Source organism: Paraburkholderia sp. BL17N1 (assembly GCF_003634175.1).
Classification (GTDB): Bacteria; Pseudomonadota; Gammaproteobacteria; order Burkholderiales; family Burkholderiaceae; genus Paraburkholderia.
Genome location: NZ_RBIW01000002.1, coordinates 1,489,407 through 1,505,843, shown reverse-complemented (window position 1 = coordinate 1,505,843; position 16,437 = coordinate 1,489,407). Strand labels below are relative to the sequence as shown.

The following is a 16,437-nucleotide window of genomic DNA, read 5'->3' as shown; positions in this document are numbered from 1 at the left end:
GCGATACGGAGAAGCTCGAACTGGAAAGGGATCGGGCAGCGTGAAGCTGCCCTGGAAGGACACGAGGGCAAGCCTCGCGTTATTGGCTCAGCGTCGCATCGCCCTCAATCGGGCCGCCGAAGTCGCTGATAGCAACGTAGTGCACTTTGGCGCTGGCCTGCACGCCGGCCATCTGCGGCACGGGAATGATCTGCGTGCCGTGCGGCGCGACCATGCCGCCGTTGTCGTTCTTGTAGGTGTGACCATCGGCCGTTACGTCGATCGCGCTGAACGACACGTAGTAAGCGCCCGGATTGGACACCGCTAGCGCCTGCCCTTTGCCGACCGGCGCAGGCACGACCTTCCAGTCGAGTTGACGCGGCGCCTCCTCGGGCCGGCCTGGCAACTTCGGCGGTCGCACGAAGACCTTGATCCGCGTACGGAATGCGAACTGGAGCGTATTGGCATCAGCGGTGTGCGCGGCTTTGGGCGGAATATCCAGAACGTTCAGCCAATAGATGGACTCACGGTCCTGCGGCAAGGCTTCGCCGCTGTACATCACTCGCAACGTCTGCGACTTCTGCGGGTCCATGCGGAAGATAGGCGGCGTGATCACGAACGGCACCTTGGACTCGCCGGGCTTCGCGTCGGCGTTACCGTCGTCCATCCATACCTGCACGAGCGACGGGTTGCGGCTATCGTTTTCAAGCTTGACCGTCACTTCCCGCTGATCCAACGGAAACACGACCCGCGTGCCACCGATCGTTACGCTCGCGTGCGCCGCGCCCGCGAACAACGCACTCACCAGACCCGCCACTGTCATCCATCGACGTATCGTTTTCATCACCGTTCCTTTTCAAGCTTGACGACGACTAATCTTAAAATTAGTCCATAAAAATGGCGTTTGCCGCAACAAACGCCGTTTTTTGCTATTTATTGATATTGCATCGTGTACTGGACCGACGACGTCACCGAGCCTGGTTGCGCCTTGCCGGTTGCAAAGTACTGAGCGAAGTAGTTCACCGTAGCGCTGCCTGCCGAGATGGGTGCTCCGTTGGCACTGATGTCGTTGTTGGCGCCGGTGAGGATGTTGATCGGTTGCATGTTCGCATTCAGCAAACGGATTTCGACGTTCTGCGACGGGGTGATCGTCGATTGGTTCACCAGATAACCGCTCGACTGATCGACCGTCGGACCGTTTTCAAAGCGCGCGACAGCCTTGGTTGCAGCACCGGAACAGCCAGTCAACTTCATCTGGATGGCGCCGGCGCTAGTCGTGCCGGCTGTTGCGTTTGCCGATGCCAACGCACCTGCCGGAACCGGCGGCAACGTGACGGCGATATCGGCTGGGTTACCGGAGGACACGCCGTTGATCGAGCAGGTTGTGTCGGAGACGCTGCCGGTGAACGTGATCGTGCCGTCCGCGGCATGAGCCTTCATCGACAGCATGGCGACTGCGCCGACAGCAACCACGAAAAGTCCGGAAATAAAACGTTGTTTCATTTAATGCTCCTGAGATTCAATTCATTGAAGGTTTCGAAATCAGCGGTCACTTCGTATCGTCACGTCGAACCGCTGCGGTTATCGTTGCTTTCGTTTGACTCTGTGTTTGCATCCACTGAAGCTTCGATCACCATGAATAGAATCTTAAAAAAGTGCGATCTGGCAGTCGCTCAGACGAGTCTTAAATTATTGAGATACGGTTAATAACTCGATGCCGACGCTTTCCCATGCCTGGCATGGCTTCGCAGGGTTCACAAAGGTTTTTTGCGACGAGTCACGCACGCTCAATTAAGAACAATCCTAGGCTCCCAGGCCTCAAAAAACGTGTGGACGCTCAGCGGGAAAGATGCGGGAAATGGTGCCGAGTCCCGGGTGACGAGCAGGTTGCTCACGCCGTCGTCGTAGCGCCACCGGACGATTCAGACCAGCCGCATAGAAGCAGCGAAGTCATTGATACGACAGGGTGAACGTCGCCTTCGCATTCGCTGAACCGACGCTCACGTTCCCGGATCGGAAGCAACGTGCTGTGAGGGGCGATCCACGATGCCGCCGTCTGTCTGGCCCGCGGTAACCGCGAACGGATTGGCATGTCCAGCCGCGGCGGAATCGGGTCCGAAGACGATAGCGTTCGCTGAGTAAAGAATCTGGTCAGCGATGCCTTGTGCGGTCGAATCCGGCGTCAAGGCCAACGTCGAAATCGTGTTGCTAACCGACACGGCGTTCGATACGGTCGCGTAGACACGCAGGCCCGCATCACAACCGAGCCGCACATTCAATGGAGTGTTGCCGGTTGCTGGCCGCCGGCATCGCGACCTGAACTAACGAATTGTCCGAATTCTCGGAGCCACCTCTTTGCACCTATTGATAACTCATCGTAAAGATGGCGGTCGCCCGAACCGTTCCGGCAACCACAGGCGCCCCGCCCAGCCGATAGTATTGTGAAAAGAACTGAAACGACATGTTGCCTGTCGTGCTCGACGTAAGCGAAAGAGCGGCATCCAGCGCGAGCGGCGACTGCGACGCGTCCAGCAGTTGCACACCGATACCCGTCGCCGAACCTGCGTTTGCCAAAACTGACGCGACGCCTGAATTGCCGGACGTCGAACTAAATGTCACAGCTACCTTAACGCCGGACTGGCAGTTGAGACCCAGAGAAAACGGCGTTTTGGCGGCGACTGAGCCGCCAGTTGGAAACGTCGTGGGGCTGACCGTCGCGAGCGGAATTGTCTGGTTAGCGCTTGCGGACGTCACCGAGCACGTGACGCCTCGTACGGGCGTATTGTTCGCGACGGACAGCGTGCTCGCGTCGTTGTTAAGCCTGTAGCCGGTGTTCAGCACGCCGCTGTTGTAGGACGCGCCCGTAATTGAACCACCAGTGACTGGTCCCGTTTTGACAAGCTCAAACGTTCCTGAAACAGTGAAGCTACCATCGGCGCCAGTGGTTCCGATCTGCGAATCAGTCGAGCAGTAGTTCGTTCCTACAACCGGCTTGCCGTTTGCATCGCGCATCCGCATACCGACTCCCGCGACGTTCGTCGGATAAACCCCCGTCATACCGGGCACTGCTGTGCCGCTGGCTGGGCACGCGACTATCGGTTGGTTGAAAAGCGAACTCGCCGAGCACTTTCCGATGAAGGTGAAGCTCTGAACCGTCCCTGGAATCACGTCGCCCACGGCGGCCGAGTCGGAGACGGCTATCGAGCCATACGTAAATGTCGCAGGCAAGCCCGACGAGGTCGGGCACTCGGCATACGCATGCACCGACCACCCAGCCGCCAATGCCAATAAGACAAGGACGCGCATCAACCAATGGGGAGCAAAAATCTGTTTACGCATCATGTCCACCTTTACTGATAGGACATTGTAAAAGTGGCAACCGCGCCTACCGTCCCCGCACCGACAGGCATACTTGTCGCCATGTAGCGGACTATCAGCGGAATGTTCAATAGCCCAACACCTGCCGTACCGGCGAACGTCTGGTTGGGATTGCCCGCAACCGCAGAATCGGCACCAAAACTTACAGGATTCCCGCGGATTAGGATCTGCAATCCAACCCCCTGAGCACTTGACTCCGGCGTGAGCGACAGGATGCCTGACCTGTTGGCAGGCGAAGTGTTGTCTGTTAGCGTTACGAAGACCGCTGCGTTCGGCCCGGTACAGTCGAGGTCAATCGAAAAGACTTGCGCACCAGCCGTTGAACCAATTCCCAGGAAAGCCCTCGGACGGACGGTGGGGAGCGTCACGGGCAAAGTTTGCGTGACGACACTACAGGTGGAAGCCGCGACGCTGGCAGGAGTCACTCTAAGATTTGCCACGGTCAACGAGCCGAGCCGAAACGTCCCAACCAGCGCTCCGTCGATGGTGCCGGCAGCTACCGGGCCGGCAACTACCACCTCAACGCCCAACATCGCACCGCTCCACCCCCACGATCCATTAAAGGTTTCCTGATTGCCGGCTCCCCAATAGCTTTTTGAGCCGCCTGCGTCGTGAAAAAACCGCATGCCGATACCCGGCACATTGGTTGCAAACGTATAGGGATTCGATCTCACCTGTGCCCCGCCTGTGACTGTACGATTGGCCGGCGTGTTTCCCGAACAGGTGGCAAAACTTTGAGTCGACGGAGACGCATACTGCTCACTGGTGTAAAGGACCCGGCCTTCGGCGGCGTCACGCGAGACGGTCAGGGCAGGAATGTCAAACGTATAATTTTCGGTGGTCTGACCGTTTAACCACGAACAGTCGGCTTTCGCCTCCGATATGCATAAGCTCGACACGAGCAACATCCACACGCTCGCAGCCGTCGGTGATTTCAAGTGCTGGCTGACAAAGCCGGTTACCGGCGACTTTTTGGCCCGATCGCATCTCGTCGCTTCTGCAACCAAGCCGACATGATTGCCGTTGGCATCGAGCGTGTCCGCGCCGAACGGCAGCGCTTCTCTGTGCGGGCGCCGCGCGCGAATGAGTGCCGCCCATCCTGTCACCGTCTTGTACTTCAGCATAGCCGCCGCCCCACACCGCGTTATTGCATGCTCGGGCGCCGGCTCAAACTCAACGCCGGTTGATGAACCCTTCGGATCAGTACCCACCGTGTTCATGCCATGAGGCGTCAGATACGGCGCGAGCGCATCTGAATCTGCGCCGACAGCTCCATTTGTCGGCGTGCGATGCCCCGCTCGGCTGAATCTGGGCCGCAGGCGGTGGGCAACATGCACCGACATCCGCCCTACCGACGACTGGCCGCCGCATCGACTAACGCCACTCACCGGCTGCTCGCCAGAGATTTCTCCATCACAGGTCTCATACCTGGTCGATCTCATCCCGAACATCTGTTCACCTTCTCAATTCGTTTGATGGGGTTGGTCCGAGCGTGCGTCGTCCTGCGTCGACTGAATGCCGCCCACGCAATGCCCTTCCACCGACAGATACACCGCGCCCGCCTTACCGCTCGACTTCGGCAACACATAATCAATCTTGCACTGCTCCGCCCCAGCCGCACCCCACTTGACGAAAAGCGTGCCGTTATCATCGAGGCCGCGCGCGAATATCCGGCTGTCCTGGGCAACCACACCCACCGTGCGCCCGTTGGCATCGACCACGTCCGCGCCGAACGGCAGCGCATTGCCGCCAAGTTGCGGCGCGCGAATCAATGCGGCGCGGCCGCTCACCGTCTTGTACTTGATCAGCACCACTGAACCCAGTCGCGGCACCGCCTGTTCCGAAGTCGACTCGAACTCGACGTCGGTGGATGTACCCTTCGGATCGATTTCCACCGTGTTCATGCCGTATGGCGTCAGATACGGCACCACAGCGAAGCCTCGACCATTGAGCTTGACGCCGGGCGAGTTGGTCACGCTGGCGCCCGCCGCACCCGGCGCTTCGACGACGCCGAACGTGTCGCCCACCGTCTGCGAGAAAGTCACACCGCCTGGATGCGCGACGATCGAGCCGCTGACGCCGGCGGAGATCTGGCTCGAACTCGTTCCCGCGCTAGCCGACCCCGTCAACTGGGCATACGGTCCACGATAGGCGCCGCTGGCGCCGGTGCTCAGCGTGCTGTTGCCTTGAGCGGCGCCATACGTCCCATACGCGTTGTACGAGTACTGGTTGCGCTCGCCGAGCGAGCCGCTCACGTTGGCCTGGAGGTTGGTGTTTCCGCCCGAACTGCTGAAGTTCGTCGACATCAGCGGCGAATAGCGGCCGCGGCCGAGCGGCAACGTGGTGCTCAACATGATCTGGTCGGACATCGAACCGTCCGAACTGCGCGTGCGTCCCGCAGTGATGCTGTACGTGCCGTACCTGAAACTGTTGGTGTAACCTGCCTGGTAGAACAGATCGTTGCCGCTTCGATTCCAATACTGTTGCGCAGAAGCATTCAAAAAGACCGTACCGTATCGCTTGAAGTTCTGATTGAGGGTGATCTGAAAACGGCTGCGCTGCCGATACACCGAGTTCAGATCGTCGCCGCGCATTGCGCGGTCACGCAGCGTGGCGGCGTCAGTCAGGCTCATGTAGCCGGCCGTCGAATACCGATATGCCGCGATGGCAATATTCGTGTTGGTCGGGTCGATGAACTTGCTATAACCGATACGCCAACTGGTGCCGCGCGACGTGCCTTGACCGGGAATCTGGGTCTGTGCAGCCGTCACGTCGGCTGAGAGCGCACCGAACTTCGTGTTGAGCGCCGCGCCCACATCCGCAGCGAAATAGTCGTTGGCGGCCACGCCGCCGCCATAGGCGGTGATCAGATTGGTGAGTCCTCGCTGCAAGGTGAACTGCGCGAAATACGGGCTGTTCTCGAGCGCGGAGGTACGAAGCTCACCGGCGGTAACTGAAAACCGTGTGGTGCCAGGCCGCAACGACTGGGCAACCGAGGCGTAAGGCACGGTAAAACTCTTCGCGCGGCCGTTGGCTTCGGTCACCGTGACATCCAGATTGCCGCCGTAGCCGGTCGCGTAAAGGTCCTTGATTTCGAACGGGCCCGGCGAGACGGTGGTTTCATAGATCACCTGGCCGTTCTGACGAACCGTCACGCGTGCGTTCGATTCCGCCGTGCCGCGCACGATCGGCGCATAGCCTCGCAGCGATTCGGGCAGCATGCGATCGTCGGTGGCGATCTGCGCGCCGCGGAATTGCACGCTGTCGAATACGTCGCCGGTCGTGTAGCCGTCGCCGACCGTCAACTGCGATTTCAGCGCGGTAATGTCGCGCTGAAGGTACGTGGCAATGTTGTCGAACTGGGTAGGGGCGCCGGTTTGCTGGGTCGCCGACGACTGATGACGAAAGTGCCACGCGCCGATGTTCACGCCGGCATTCAGTCCAAGGTAACTTTGGGTCGACTCGAAGCCCGATCCGCCGCTGTGATACGCGTTGGCGTTGTAGCTCAGGAAGGCTGCGTTGACGCCGTTTTGCCACATCTCAGGGGGGACGTAACCGCGCGCTACATTGCGCATATACTTTTGCGGCACGCTTAACGTGATCTTCTGGTCCGCAAAGTCGAAGTCAACCGAGGAGTCGGGCACGGTTGCCGCGAGGTCGACGCATTCATCCGGCGCGCCGGCATCCGCTGTCTTGGCCCCGTCGCTTGCGGCAACCTTGGCGAAATCGACGCCAAGCTTCTCCAGCATGGCCCGGTTGAAGCAAGGACGCGCGTCGACCGTGCCGCGCGCGGCCACAAAACGCACATCCTGGCGTGCAACGCGAATGCCATTGACGAACAGGTCGACGGAATACACACCCTCGGATACAGGATTGCCACGCGCGAAGCGCGACACGTCCACCGTTGCATTCGGGTCGGTCCGCAGAAATGTCGTGTCGAACTCCACCGCCGCCGGTCCGCCTTGCTCGGACGCCTGCGCGTCTATCGGCTGAGCCCCTGACATCGCGAACGCCAATGCTGCAAGTGCCGCGATGGGGTGCAGCCTGAACGCACCGGAGAGTTCGCCTACGCGAACAGACGACGCGCGACGGAATGAAGCTTTCATGTTCTGAGCGGTGTTCAATATCCTGCAACAGGCGTGCGTCGTCCCTGTGCGTTGTCAGCGCAACGCACGCCTTGTACGAGAATGGGTTAGCCAGGGGCGGCAGCGTGCCGCCCGATTGAAGACGTGGTGGCCTAGTCGCCGAGTGCGGCGTCACCGCGAATCGGACCGCCGTAGTCGCTGATCGCGACGTAGTGCACCTTCGCGCCCGCCGCGACGGCGTTCATCTTCGCGATCGGCAAGACCGCCGAAGCGTGCGGTGCCACCATGCCGCCCCGTTGGCTGCTGAAGGTATGGCCACCGCTTTCCACGTGAATCTCGCTGAACGACACGTAGTACGGTGTCGGATTCGAAACGCTGACGGCCTGATCCTTGCCGTCCGTCGACGCGGCGATCTTCCAGCCAAGTTGCGCGGGTGCGTCTTCCGGCTCGCCAGGCAGCTTGCCGGGTCGTACGAAAACCTTGATACGGGTGCGATAGGCCAGAGTCAGAGTATTGACATCCGCGGCAGTCTTTGCCTTCGGTGGAATGTCCAGAACATTGAGCCAATAGACCGACTCGCGATCCTGCGGCAGCGGTTCGCCGGTGTACATCACGCGCAACGTCTGCGCCTTCTTCGGATCCATGCGAAAAATCGGCGGTGTAATCACGAACGGCACCTTGACCTCACCGGGTTTGGCATCCGCCTTGCCGTCATCGATCCAGACCTGCACGAGCGAGGGCGAGCGGCTGTCGTTTTCCAGCTTCACCGTGACTTCGCGCTGCTCAAGCGGATACACCACGCGCGTGCCGCCAATCGTCACGCTCGCCCGTACATCGCCAGCCAGTAGCACACAGGCAAGGCCGATTCCCATCATCGAATTTCTGAACAGCGTTATCACGATCGGCCCGTCAAATTTCTCAAAATAAGCGTGCAAAAAGGCGCTCGCATGGCGAGCGCCCGAGACCCACACTTACTGGTATTCCATCGTGTACTGAACCGATGAGATGACCGTGCCGGGCGCGGCAGCGGCCGTCGCGTAATACCGCGCGTAATACTGCAGAGTCGTCGCCCCGTCGACATCGATGGTCACGCCGTTCGAGCCGATATCGTTGTTCGCGCCCGTCGTAACGTTGATGACCTGCATCTGTGCGTTGAGGAGTTGGACCTCCACATTCTTCGCAGTGCCACTGCTCGACAGAAAACCCGTCGCCTGGTCGACTGTCGGGCCGTTCTCGAAGCCGGCAATCACCTTGGTAGCCGTGCCGCTGCAGCCCGTCAGGACAAATTGCAGATCGGCCGAATTCGTTGTACCAGCCGTGTTGCCTACCTGTGTGAGCGACCCGGTCGGAACATCAGCCAGCGTGACCGTCTTGTCTGCCGGTGTGCCACTTGCGTTTCCGTTGATCGAGCAGGTCGTGTCCGTAACATTGCCAGTGAAGGTGATCGTGCCGTCCGCCGCATGAGCGTAGAGCGGTACCAGACAGAACAGACCGCTGGCGGCGATCGCGGTTGCGGAGATCATTGATTTCATTGCTTCTATTCCTAACAATTACAAAAAAACGGGATTCAACGGAGATCTTGGAGTTACCCAAGGATTCCTATTTCCTAGCCAAGCAAATACCATTTATATGGTTCTCACTTTGCTTCGTTAAGACAAGTTAGGATATTAAGGCTTCCTAGATAAGAAGTATCTGGGACAAATCGCCTCTTTTCGGATTCGGCCGAGAGACATGGCGCGTCGAGAACGGGCGAGAGTGCGGGCATTGCGAGCTTTTGAGGCGCGCAATGCCGGTCAACCGGTGGTGACGCGTTGACAGAGCGCGGCAATCGGCCACGCAAGACACGATAACCACGGAAGACATCGCCGAATGCCGTGCCGCGCCGCGTCGCGCCGACGAGTGCCATGGTTTCGAGCCCAAAAACAAAAACCCGCCGCATCGTTGCCGATGCGGCGGGTTCTCTTCAACGTTCCAGCGAACTAGGCGCCGCTAGCTTCGTTCAAAGTCAGATGCTTCGTTTCCGGCGCCCACGCGATCGACACCACCATGCCGATCAACAACACCGCGGCGAGCACCATCATCGTGATATGGAAGCCTAAATGCACGATGCCGAGTGGCAGCAGAAACGTGCCGACGGCCGACCCGAGCCGGCTGCACGCAATCGCGAGTCCGACGCCGCACGCGCGCACTTCGGTCGGAAAGCACTCCGGCGGAAACACGCCGACGAGATTCGAGAACGCCGACATGGTGAGCGTGAAAATCCCGAATGCGACGATCATGCCGAGCGTCGCCGACTCCGGCAGCACACTCAACGCAATCAGCGATACGCAAGTCACCGCGAACGAGCCGATCAGGAACGTGCGCCGCGGAAGTTTGATCGTGAGCCAGATGCCGATCAACGCGCCAAGCACGAGAAATCCGTTCAACAGAAAATCCGCGCTCGAGTCATTGTTCAAGTGAATCGCTTTCAGAATGGTCGGCAGAAACGTATAAACAGCGAAGTACGGAATGACGAGACATACGAAGAACGCGCAATTGAAAATCGTACGGCGAATCAGATCGGCCTTGAACAGACGCATGAAACCGCCCGCCGATTGCGCGTGCTCGTCGTGGCCGCCGGCCAGAGTGACGTTCGGACCGAAGTGCTTCAGCACGATCGACTTCGCCTCCGCCGTGCGTCCTTTGCCATGCAGCCAGCGCGGCGACTCCGGTGTGCCCATACGCAGCACGAGAACGATGAACGCCGGCACACCCGCCGACGCCAGCAGCCATCGCCATGCATCTGGCGAGGCATCGGCGTAATGCATGCCGAGCACATTCGCCACCACGTACCCGATGGTCCACACCACGCTAAACGAGCCAAGCAACGTGCCGCGATGTTTGCGCGGCGAGAACTCCGCAAGGATCGCATGCCCTACGGCAAAGTCGCCGCCCATGCCGAAGCCGATCAACACCCGCAGCAAACACAACTCGAGCGGTGAACGCACATAGAACTGCGCGAACGCAGCCGCTGTGATGATGATGAAGCTCAGCAGGAAAATCTTCTGGCGTCCCATGCGATCCGACAGCCAACCGAAAACCAGACTGCCGATAAAAATGCCCACCAACGCGGAACTGCCGATCATGCCCATCCAGAAGGCGTCGAGCGGCATCTGCCGATTCAGCGACGCAAGCGCATAGCCGATCGTGCCGAGCGCGAAACCTTCTGTGAAGTGCGCGCCGAACGTCAGCCCGGCGATCTTGACGTGGAAGGCGTTCAGCGGAACGTCGTCGAGAGGAATGGGGCCGTGCGCGGATGCCGCTGCCGCCGGCAAAGTGGGGGCGAGGCCGAGAGTGGCCGCCTGCATATCCTGATTGCTCACGCTGTCTCCTTCGTTAGTATGGATCGCCGGGCGCGGTCGGCATGCCGCCGCGCACCGATTGCGTCGTCCGCCTGCGCGTCATGCATGTGCGTGACGTACGGCGGACGCGCGGTGTGAAGATCAGCGTCCGAGGCCGCCCATCATCATGTACTTCAGTTCGGTGTATTCATCGAGCCCGTACTTCGAGCCTTCGCGGCCGAGCCCCGACTGCTTGACGCCGCCGAACGGCGCGACTTCCGTGGACACAATCCCTTCGTTGATGCCGACCATGCCGCTTTCCAGCGCTTCGCCGACGCGCCACGCGCGCGCCAGATCGCGCGTGTAGAAATACGCCGACAAGCCGAACGGTGTGTCGTTGGCCGCTTCGATCGCTTCCGCTTCGCTCTTGAAGCGGAAACACGCGGCAACCGGTCCGAAGGTTTCTTCGCCGGCGATCAACATCGAGCTGTTGGCGTCGACGAGAACAGTCGGCTCGTAAAAAGTGCCGCCGAGCGTGTGCGGCTTGCCGCCGGTCAGGACCTTCGCGCCTTTTTGCAACGCGTCGGCCACGTGCGTTTCGACCTTCTTCAACGCAGCCTGGTTGATCAACGGACCTTGTTCGACCTCGCCTTGCAACGCATTGCCGACGCGCATCTTGCGCACTGCTTGCGTCAACGCGGATGTAAACGCATCGTAGATGCCGTCCTGCACGTAGAAGCGGTTGACGCACACGCACGTCTGCCCGGTGTTGCGGAATTTCGAAGCCATCGCGCCTTGCACGGCAGCATCGAGGTCCGCGTCGTCGAACACGATGAAAGGCGCGTTGCCGCCGAGTTCGAGCGACAACTTCTTCAGCGTGTCCGCTGACTGCTTCGCCAGCAGCTTGCCGACACGCGTCGAACCGGTGAACGACAGTTTGCGCACCACGTCGGATTCCGTGAGCGCGCCGCCGATCGCCACGGCGTCCCCGGAGACAATATTGAACACGCCGGGTGGAATGCCCGCTTTCCCGGCCAGCACCGCCAAAGCGAACGCGGACAACGGCGTTTCTTCCGACGGCTTGAGCACCATCGTGCAACCGGCCGCGAGAGCGGGACCGGCCTTGCGCGTGATCATGGCGAGCGGGAAATTCCACGGTGTGATTGCCGCGACCACGCCGACCGGTTCCTTCGTCACGATAATCTTCGCGTTTGGATTTGGACTCGGAATCACGTCGCCGTAGGCCCGCTTCGCTTCTTCCGCGAACCATTCGAAGAAGCTCGCCGCGTAACCGACTTCGCCGCGCGCTTCAGCAAGCGGTTTGCCTTGCTCAAGCGTCAGCAATTCGGCGAGCGCGTCGCGATTCTCCAGCATCAACTCGCCCCAGCGTTTGACGCGCGCGCTGCGTTCTTTCGCGGTCAGCGCACGCCATGCGGGAAACGCGCGTTCGGCCGCCGCAATGGCCTGCGCCGCTTCCGCCGCGCCACCTTTGGCCACTCGCGTGACGACCTCGCCGGTCGCGGGATTCAAAACAGCATACGTGTCGGCGCCTTCGTACCATTCGCCGCCAATGTAATGTCCGGTGCGGAGAAATTCGTTCATGCGGCCTTCTCCAGCGTTTCGACGAACATGCCCTGCGCAAGGCGCGGTTCGCGCGCGATGCGTTTGCCTGCGGTGTAGTCGTTGATCAGATCGCACGGCGTGTAGTTGCGTTCGAGCTCGAACAGTTCATCCGCCGAAAGCGTCGTGCCGAGCGCGGCGAGCGCGCTGTCGAACTGCGCCGGCGTATCCGCGCCGACCAGCATGCTCGCGACGCCGCCGTGATTCAGCACCCACGCTTGCGCGATCTGCGCGGCGGAAACGCCACGCCGCGCGGCCACGCGCGCCACCGACGCGGCAATTTCACGCGAAGCCACATCGCCATACATTTGCGCGGTGAAGAAGTCGGTCTGATTGCGCGTCGAATTCGGATCGCACGTCAGCAGCCCGCGCGCCAGCGGACTGAACACGGACACGCCGACGCCCTGATCCTGGCAATACGGAATCATTTCGCGCTCTTCTTCACGGTATGCCAGGTTCAACTGCAACTGCATATTGATCGGCTTGTGCCACCCGTTGCACTCGCAGACCTGCATGATCTTGGCGAACTGCCACGTGTACATGGTCGACACGCCGATATAGCGCGCCTTGCCGGCGCGCACGATATCGTTGAGCGCGCCCATGGTCTCTTCGACTGGCGTATTCACGTCGAAGAAATGCAGCATGTAGATATCGACGTAATCCATGCCGAGACGCGTCAGCGAGCCGTCGATGCCGTCCATGATGTGCTTGCGCGAATGACCGCCGGCGTTCTGATACGCGCCCATGTCATAGCCGACCTTGGTGGCCACGACCATTTCCTCGCGGCGCGTGAGACGCTTCAGAATGCGGCCCACCACTTCTTCACCGACGCCGGTCGAATAGAAATCGGCGAGGTCGATAAAGTTGACGCCGGCTTCGAGCGCATGACGAACGATCGGCTCGCTTTGCGCTTCGTCGAAAATCCACGGCTTCCATTGCGGCGTGCCCATGTTCATCGTGCCGAGGCACAGACGCGAAACCTTCAGACCGGACTGGCCGAGGCGAATGTATTCCATAGTGCGTGTCTCCTTCCTTCCTGAAAACTAGCGGTGCGGACGGTTAGTTGCGCATTGCAGGGCGCGCGACCGAACCGCGCTGCCTGCCATTAACGTTGCTTCGGTGTGTAGAACGGGTTCGATACGTCGCGCGCGGCAGCGAAGACTTCATCGCGATGCGGCAACCCCTTCATCGCCGCGAGGATCGCGTTCTTGCACGCGCGGTAGTTGTTCTCGAAGACAGCGTCGAGATCGTCGGTCGACGGGTTGACCCAGTTCGCCGACACCACCACCCAGTCGTTCTCCGCTTCAGGCGGCAGCGTGCCGTTCTCCAGCGACTCGGCCACCGCCTTCGCGATACCGGCTTGCGAAGCGCCCCACGTCGCGTTGCCGTGGAAGTCGCTGCCGATCTGCGCCTTGTTCACATAGAGCGTGAGCGGCTTGGTCGGCACGCCCGGACGCGCGATCACGACGAACGGCGCGTGACCCGCCGAAGGCGTCGCCAATGCGGTGGCGAATGCCTGGCCAGCCGGGCCGTTGCGCGGGCCGACCAATACGTTGATATGCGCGAGATTGACGCCGGGGCCTTCGAATCCTTCGCCGATAAAGAGTTGTTTGTCCGTCGATGCGCTCATGGTCTTCCGTCGAGGTTGAGTGGATGGCCGATTGTGGGGTTCGGCATCCGCGACCATGTATCGATGAGTTTTGATGCGGGGTATGAGAGGAACTCAACTCCGGGTTAGCCCCGAGCGCAGTGGCCCGCGGGTATCGAGACGCGCAAAGGTGAGGGTTTTCGGGACTATCACGGCAGCGGTGCGAAAGGTGAGCGTATCGACGAACAGTCGCGCACCTGCGCCGCGACACTCCGCAAAGCGACGTGCGCATCAGGCGCGACTAAAAGAGGCTCAAGCGATGGCTTCAGCGATTCTTCGTACAGCCTGGGAACCCCTACCAGCAAGGGCTGGCGCGGGTTTCGGAGGAAATGGATCAGTCACCGCGGCCTGCGATAGCAAGCCTGTCGCAAGCTGCGTGATTCGATGAAACCAGGCTGACCGAAACAACCGGTCCGTCGCGAGCCGCGCATCCGCGCCTATGGTTCACGCGCCGGGTTCACGCGAAAGGTGAGTGTTTTCGGGACTTGCCTCGCCGCGTGCGAAAGGTGCGAGAAACTCCGCACGCGACATCACTTTAAATAATCCGGCACATGACGGGTGGAGACGTCATGCGCCAACGCACTTCAACCTTCGATCAGAAAGCGCTCGCGATTCTTGCCCACGAGCCACGCTGGCGAGCGGCCGCGGCCGCTCCAGGTCTCGCCGGTTTTCGGGTTGCGATACTTGGCAACCGAAGGCGTCTTGCGGGCCGTGGCGCCTTTGCTGGTGAAACCCAGTTCTTCCGCCGTCAGGTCGTATTCGGCTACTTTCTGCTTGATCTCGGCGATCGCCTGCGCGATTTCCTTCTCGCGCGCCGCCGCGACTTCCTTGTGGAGTTTTTCTAGCTGGGCGGTCAACTGCTTGTACGAGGCCATGACGGGTGCTCCGATCATTAGACGAGAACTGAAGTGCGGACACTATCAGACGAATAAATTGCCGGATAGAGAAGCCCGACGCCGCGAGCGGGTAACACGCTTAAAAGAAGCCGGCCCGGACGCGGCCGGTTCGCTCAATCGTCAATTGCATCGTACACGCGGCGTTCGAAATCCACTGTCATTGAGAACGGTTCGACGGAGCGCCTTTGAATCAGCATCAGACCGATCAGATCTTCCACCGGATCGGCGAACCAGCTTGTACCATACGCACCCGGCCAGCCGAACGAGCCGATCGAACGATAGCCAAGCGGCAACTGCTGCGCCGGATCGTCGACGACGGACAAGCCGAGGCCGAACCCCTGGCCTGCCCACAGCGCATGACCGAAGGCCGACACACGGCGCTGGTCGCGCGTCAGAAAATTGGAGCGCATCAGATCGACTGAGCGGTGCGACAGCAAACGCGTCGTGCCGACCCGTCCGCGACCGAGCAGCAGTTGCGCGAATTGCAGATAGTCGTGCGCTGTGGAAACCAGGCCGCCGCCGCCGCTCTGGAAGCGGTCCGGATCCGCCCATCGGCTCGACGACGGATGGTCCTCGACGATCCGCTGCCCTGAGCCCTGTTCGACGCCATAAGCTGTGGCGAGCCGGCCGAGTTGCGCGTCAGGCACCCAGAAAGCGGTATCGCGCATGCCGAGCGGCTCGAAGATCCGCGTCCGGAAAAACTCGCCGAGCGGCATGCCGCTCACGCGTTCGATCAGCACGCCGAGCACATCGGTGGCAACGCCGTAGTGCCAGCGTGACCCAGGCTGGAACATGAGCGGCAAACTTGCGATGCGGGCAAGCCAGGCGTTGCCGTCCATGCGCGCTTCGAATCCGTTGAAAGCGGCGGCGTACGCGTCGGCAAGAGGCCCAGTCGCGGTGAAGTGGTAGGCGAAGCCGGCGCGGTGCGTCAGCAGGTCCAGCACGGTGAGCGACGCTCTGGCGGGGTCGGTTTCGTCGAGCGGGCCGGCAGGGTCGCACAGCACACGCGGCGCGGACAATTCCGGCAACCAGAGTGAGATCGGTGTGTCGAGGGCGAGCCGGTCTTCTTCGATCAGCATCAGGATCGCGGCGCTGGTGACCGGCTTGGTCATGGACGCAATGCGGAACAGCGTATCGCGCTCCATCGGCAACCGCGCCGCGTCGTCGCGCCAGCCGAGCGGCTCGAAATAGCCAATCTCGCCGCGCCGCCAGACCATCGACACCACGCCCGCCACTTCACCGCGTTCCACATAGCCTTGCATGGCGTTGGTCAGTGCCGTCAGCCGAGACGCGGAAAGTCCTGCTCGTTGCATGTTTGTCCTGATCGTGGAGGGAATGGCGGCCTGTTCACCCTGACGCGCGCCGTCCGTCCCCGCGGTCCTCCGAAGCGTAAAGCGGCGCCAGCGCGTGCGCAACCAAATGACGTGGCTTGCCATCCTGTCGAGACGTCGCGCTGCGCCGTGCCGCTTACGTGGCCGTTACGTTTCCCCATTTTTGCAAAAAACGGTACC

The 16,437-nt window shown here is 60.8% G+C and carries 13 protein-coding genes; all 13 read right to left on the bottom strand.

Annotation, left to right across the window (positions count from 1 at the left end; all coding sequences use genetic code 11):
- Positions 1 to 79 precede the first annotated feature (79 nt).
- Positions 80 to 823, bottom strand: a complete 744-nt coding sequence (locus B0G82_RS26715; RefSeq protein ID WP_121309593.1) for a fimbria/pilus periplasmic chaperone — start codon at positions 821 to 823, stop codon at positions 80 to 82.
- Positions 824 to 912: 89 nt separating this feature from the next.
- Complete coding sequence (locus tag B0G82_RS26710; RefSeq protein WP_116146889.1) at positions 913 to 1,482, bottom strand: fimbrial protein; 570 nt, start codon at positions 1,480 to 1,482, stop codon at positions 913 to 915.
- A gap of 858 nt (positions 1,483 to 2,340) precedes the next feature.
- The gene (locus B0G82_RS26700) at positions 2,341 to 3,321 is read right to left on the bottom strand and encodes a fimbrial protein (protein WP_147439575.1); all 981 of its coding nucleotides are present in this window, start codon (positions 3,319 to 3,321) and stop codon (positions 2,341 to 2,343) included.
- An 8-nt stretch (positions 3,322 to 3,329) separates the two neighbouring features.
- Positions 3,330 to 4,481: a fimbrial protein gene (locus tag B0G82_RS26695; protein ID WP_121309591.1), complete on the bottom strand. Its 1,152-nt coding sequence runs from the start codon at positions 4,479 to 4,481 to the stop codon at positions 3,330 to 3,332.
- Positions 4,482 to 4,820: 339 nt separating this feature from the next.
- Entirely contained in the window at positions 4,821 to 7,463 is a 2,643-nt protein-coding gene (locus tag B0G82_RS26690; protein WP_121309590.1) for a fimbria/pilus outer membrane usher protein, read from the bottom strand.
- A 131-nt stretch (positions 7,464 to 7,594) separates the two neighbouring features.
- Positions 7,595 to 8,317, bottom strand: coding sequence for a fimbria/pilus periplasmic chaperone (locus B0G82_RS26685; RefSeq protein WP_121310867.1), 723 nt, complete (start codon positions 8,315 to 8,317; stop codon positions 7,595 to 7,597).
- 96 nt (positions 8,318 to 8,413) lie between these two features.
- Entirely contained in the window at positions 8,414 to 8,974 is a 561-nt protein-coding gene (locus B0G82_RS26680; RefSeq protein ID WP_116146880.1) for a fimbrial protein, read from the bottom strand.
- Positions 8,975 to 9,421: 447 nt separating this feature from the next.
- Positions 9,422 to 10,804 carry an MFS transporter gene (locus B0G82_RS26675; protein WP_121309589.1) on the bottom strand — a complete coding sequence of 461 codons (1,383 nt, stop codon included), beginning with the start codon at positions 10,802 to 10,804 and terminating at the stop codon, positions 9,422 to 9,424.
- A 120-nt stretch (positions 10,805 to 10,924) separates the two neighbouring features.
- Positions 10,925 to 12,364 carry an NAD-dependent succinate-semialdehyde dehydrogenase gene (locus B0G82_RS26670; RefSeq protein WP_121309588.1) on the bottom strand — a complete coding sequence of 480 codons (1,440 nt, stop codon included), beginning with the start codon at positions 12,362 to 12,364 and terminating at the stop codon, positions 10,925 to 10,927.
- Entirely contained in the window at positions 12,361 to 13,398 is a 1,038-nt protein-coding gene (locus B0G82_RS26665) for an aldo/keto reductase (RefSeq protein WP_116146874.1), read from the bottom strand. The genes B0G82_RS26670 and B0G82_RS26665 overlap by 4 nt, the downstream gene beginning before the upstream one ends.
- Positions 13,399 to 13,487: 89 nt before the next feature.
- Positions 13,488 to 14,012 carry a formaldehyde-activating enzyme gene (gene fae / locus B0G82_RS26660; RefSeq protein WP_116146872.1) on the bottom strand — a complete coding sequence of 175 codons (525 nt, stop codon included), beginning with the start codon at positions 14,010 to 14,012 and terminating at the stop codon, positions 13,488 to 13,490.
- 602 nt (positions 14,013 to 14,614) lie between these two features.
- The gene (locus tag B0G82_RS26655) at positions 14,615 to 14,905 is read right to left on the bottom strand and encodes an H-NS histone family protein (protein WP_116146870.1); all 291 of its coding nucleotides are present in this window, start codon (positions 14,903 to 14,905) and stop codon (positions 14,615 to 14,617) included.
- A 134-nt stretch (positions 14,906 to 15,039) separates the two neighbouring features.
- A complete protein-coding gene (locus B0G82_RS26650; RefSeq protein WP_121309587.1) occupies positions 15,040 to 16,239 on the bottom strand; it encodes a serine hydrolase domain-containing protein in 1,200 nt (399 codons plus the stop codon).
- Between the last annotated feature and the right edge of the window lie 198 nt (positions 16,240 to 16,437).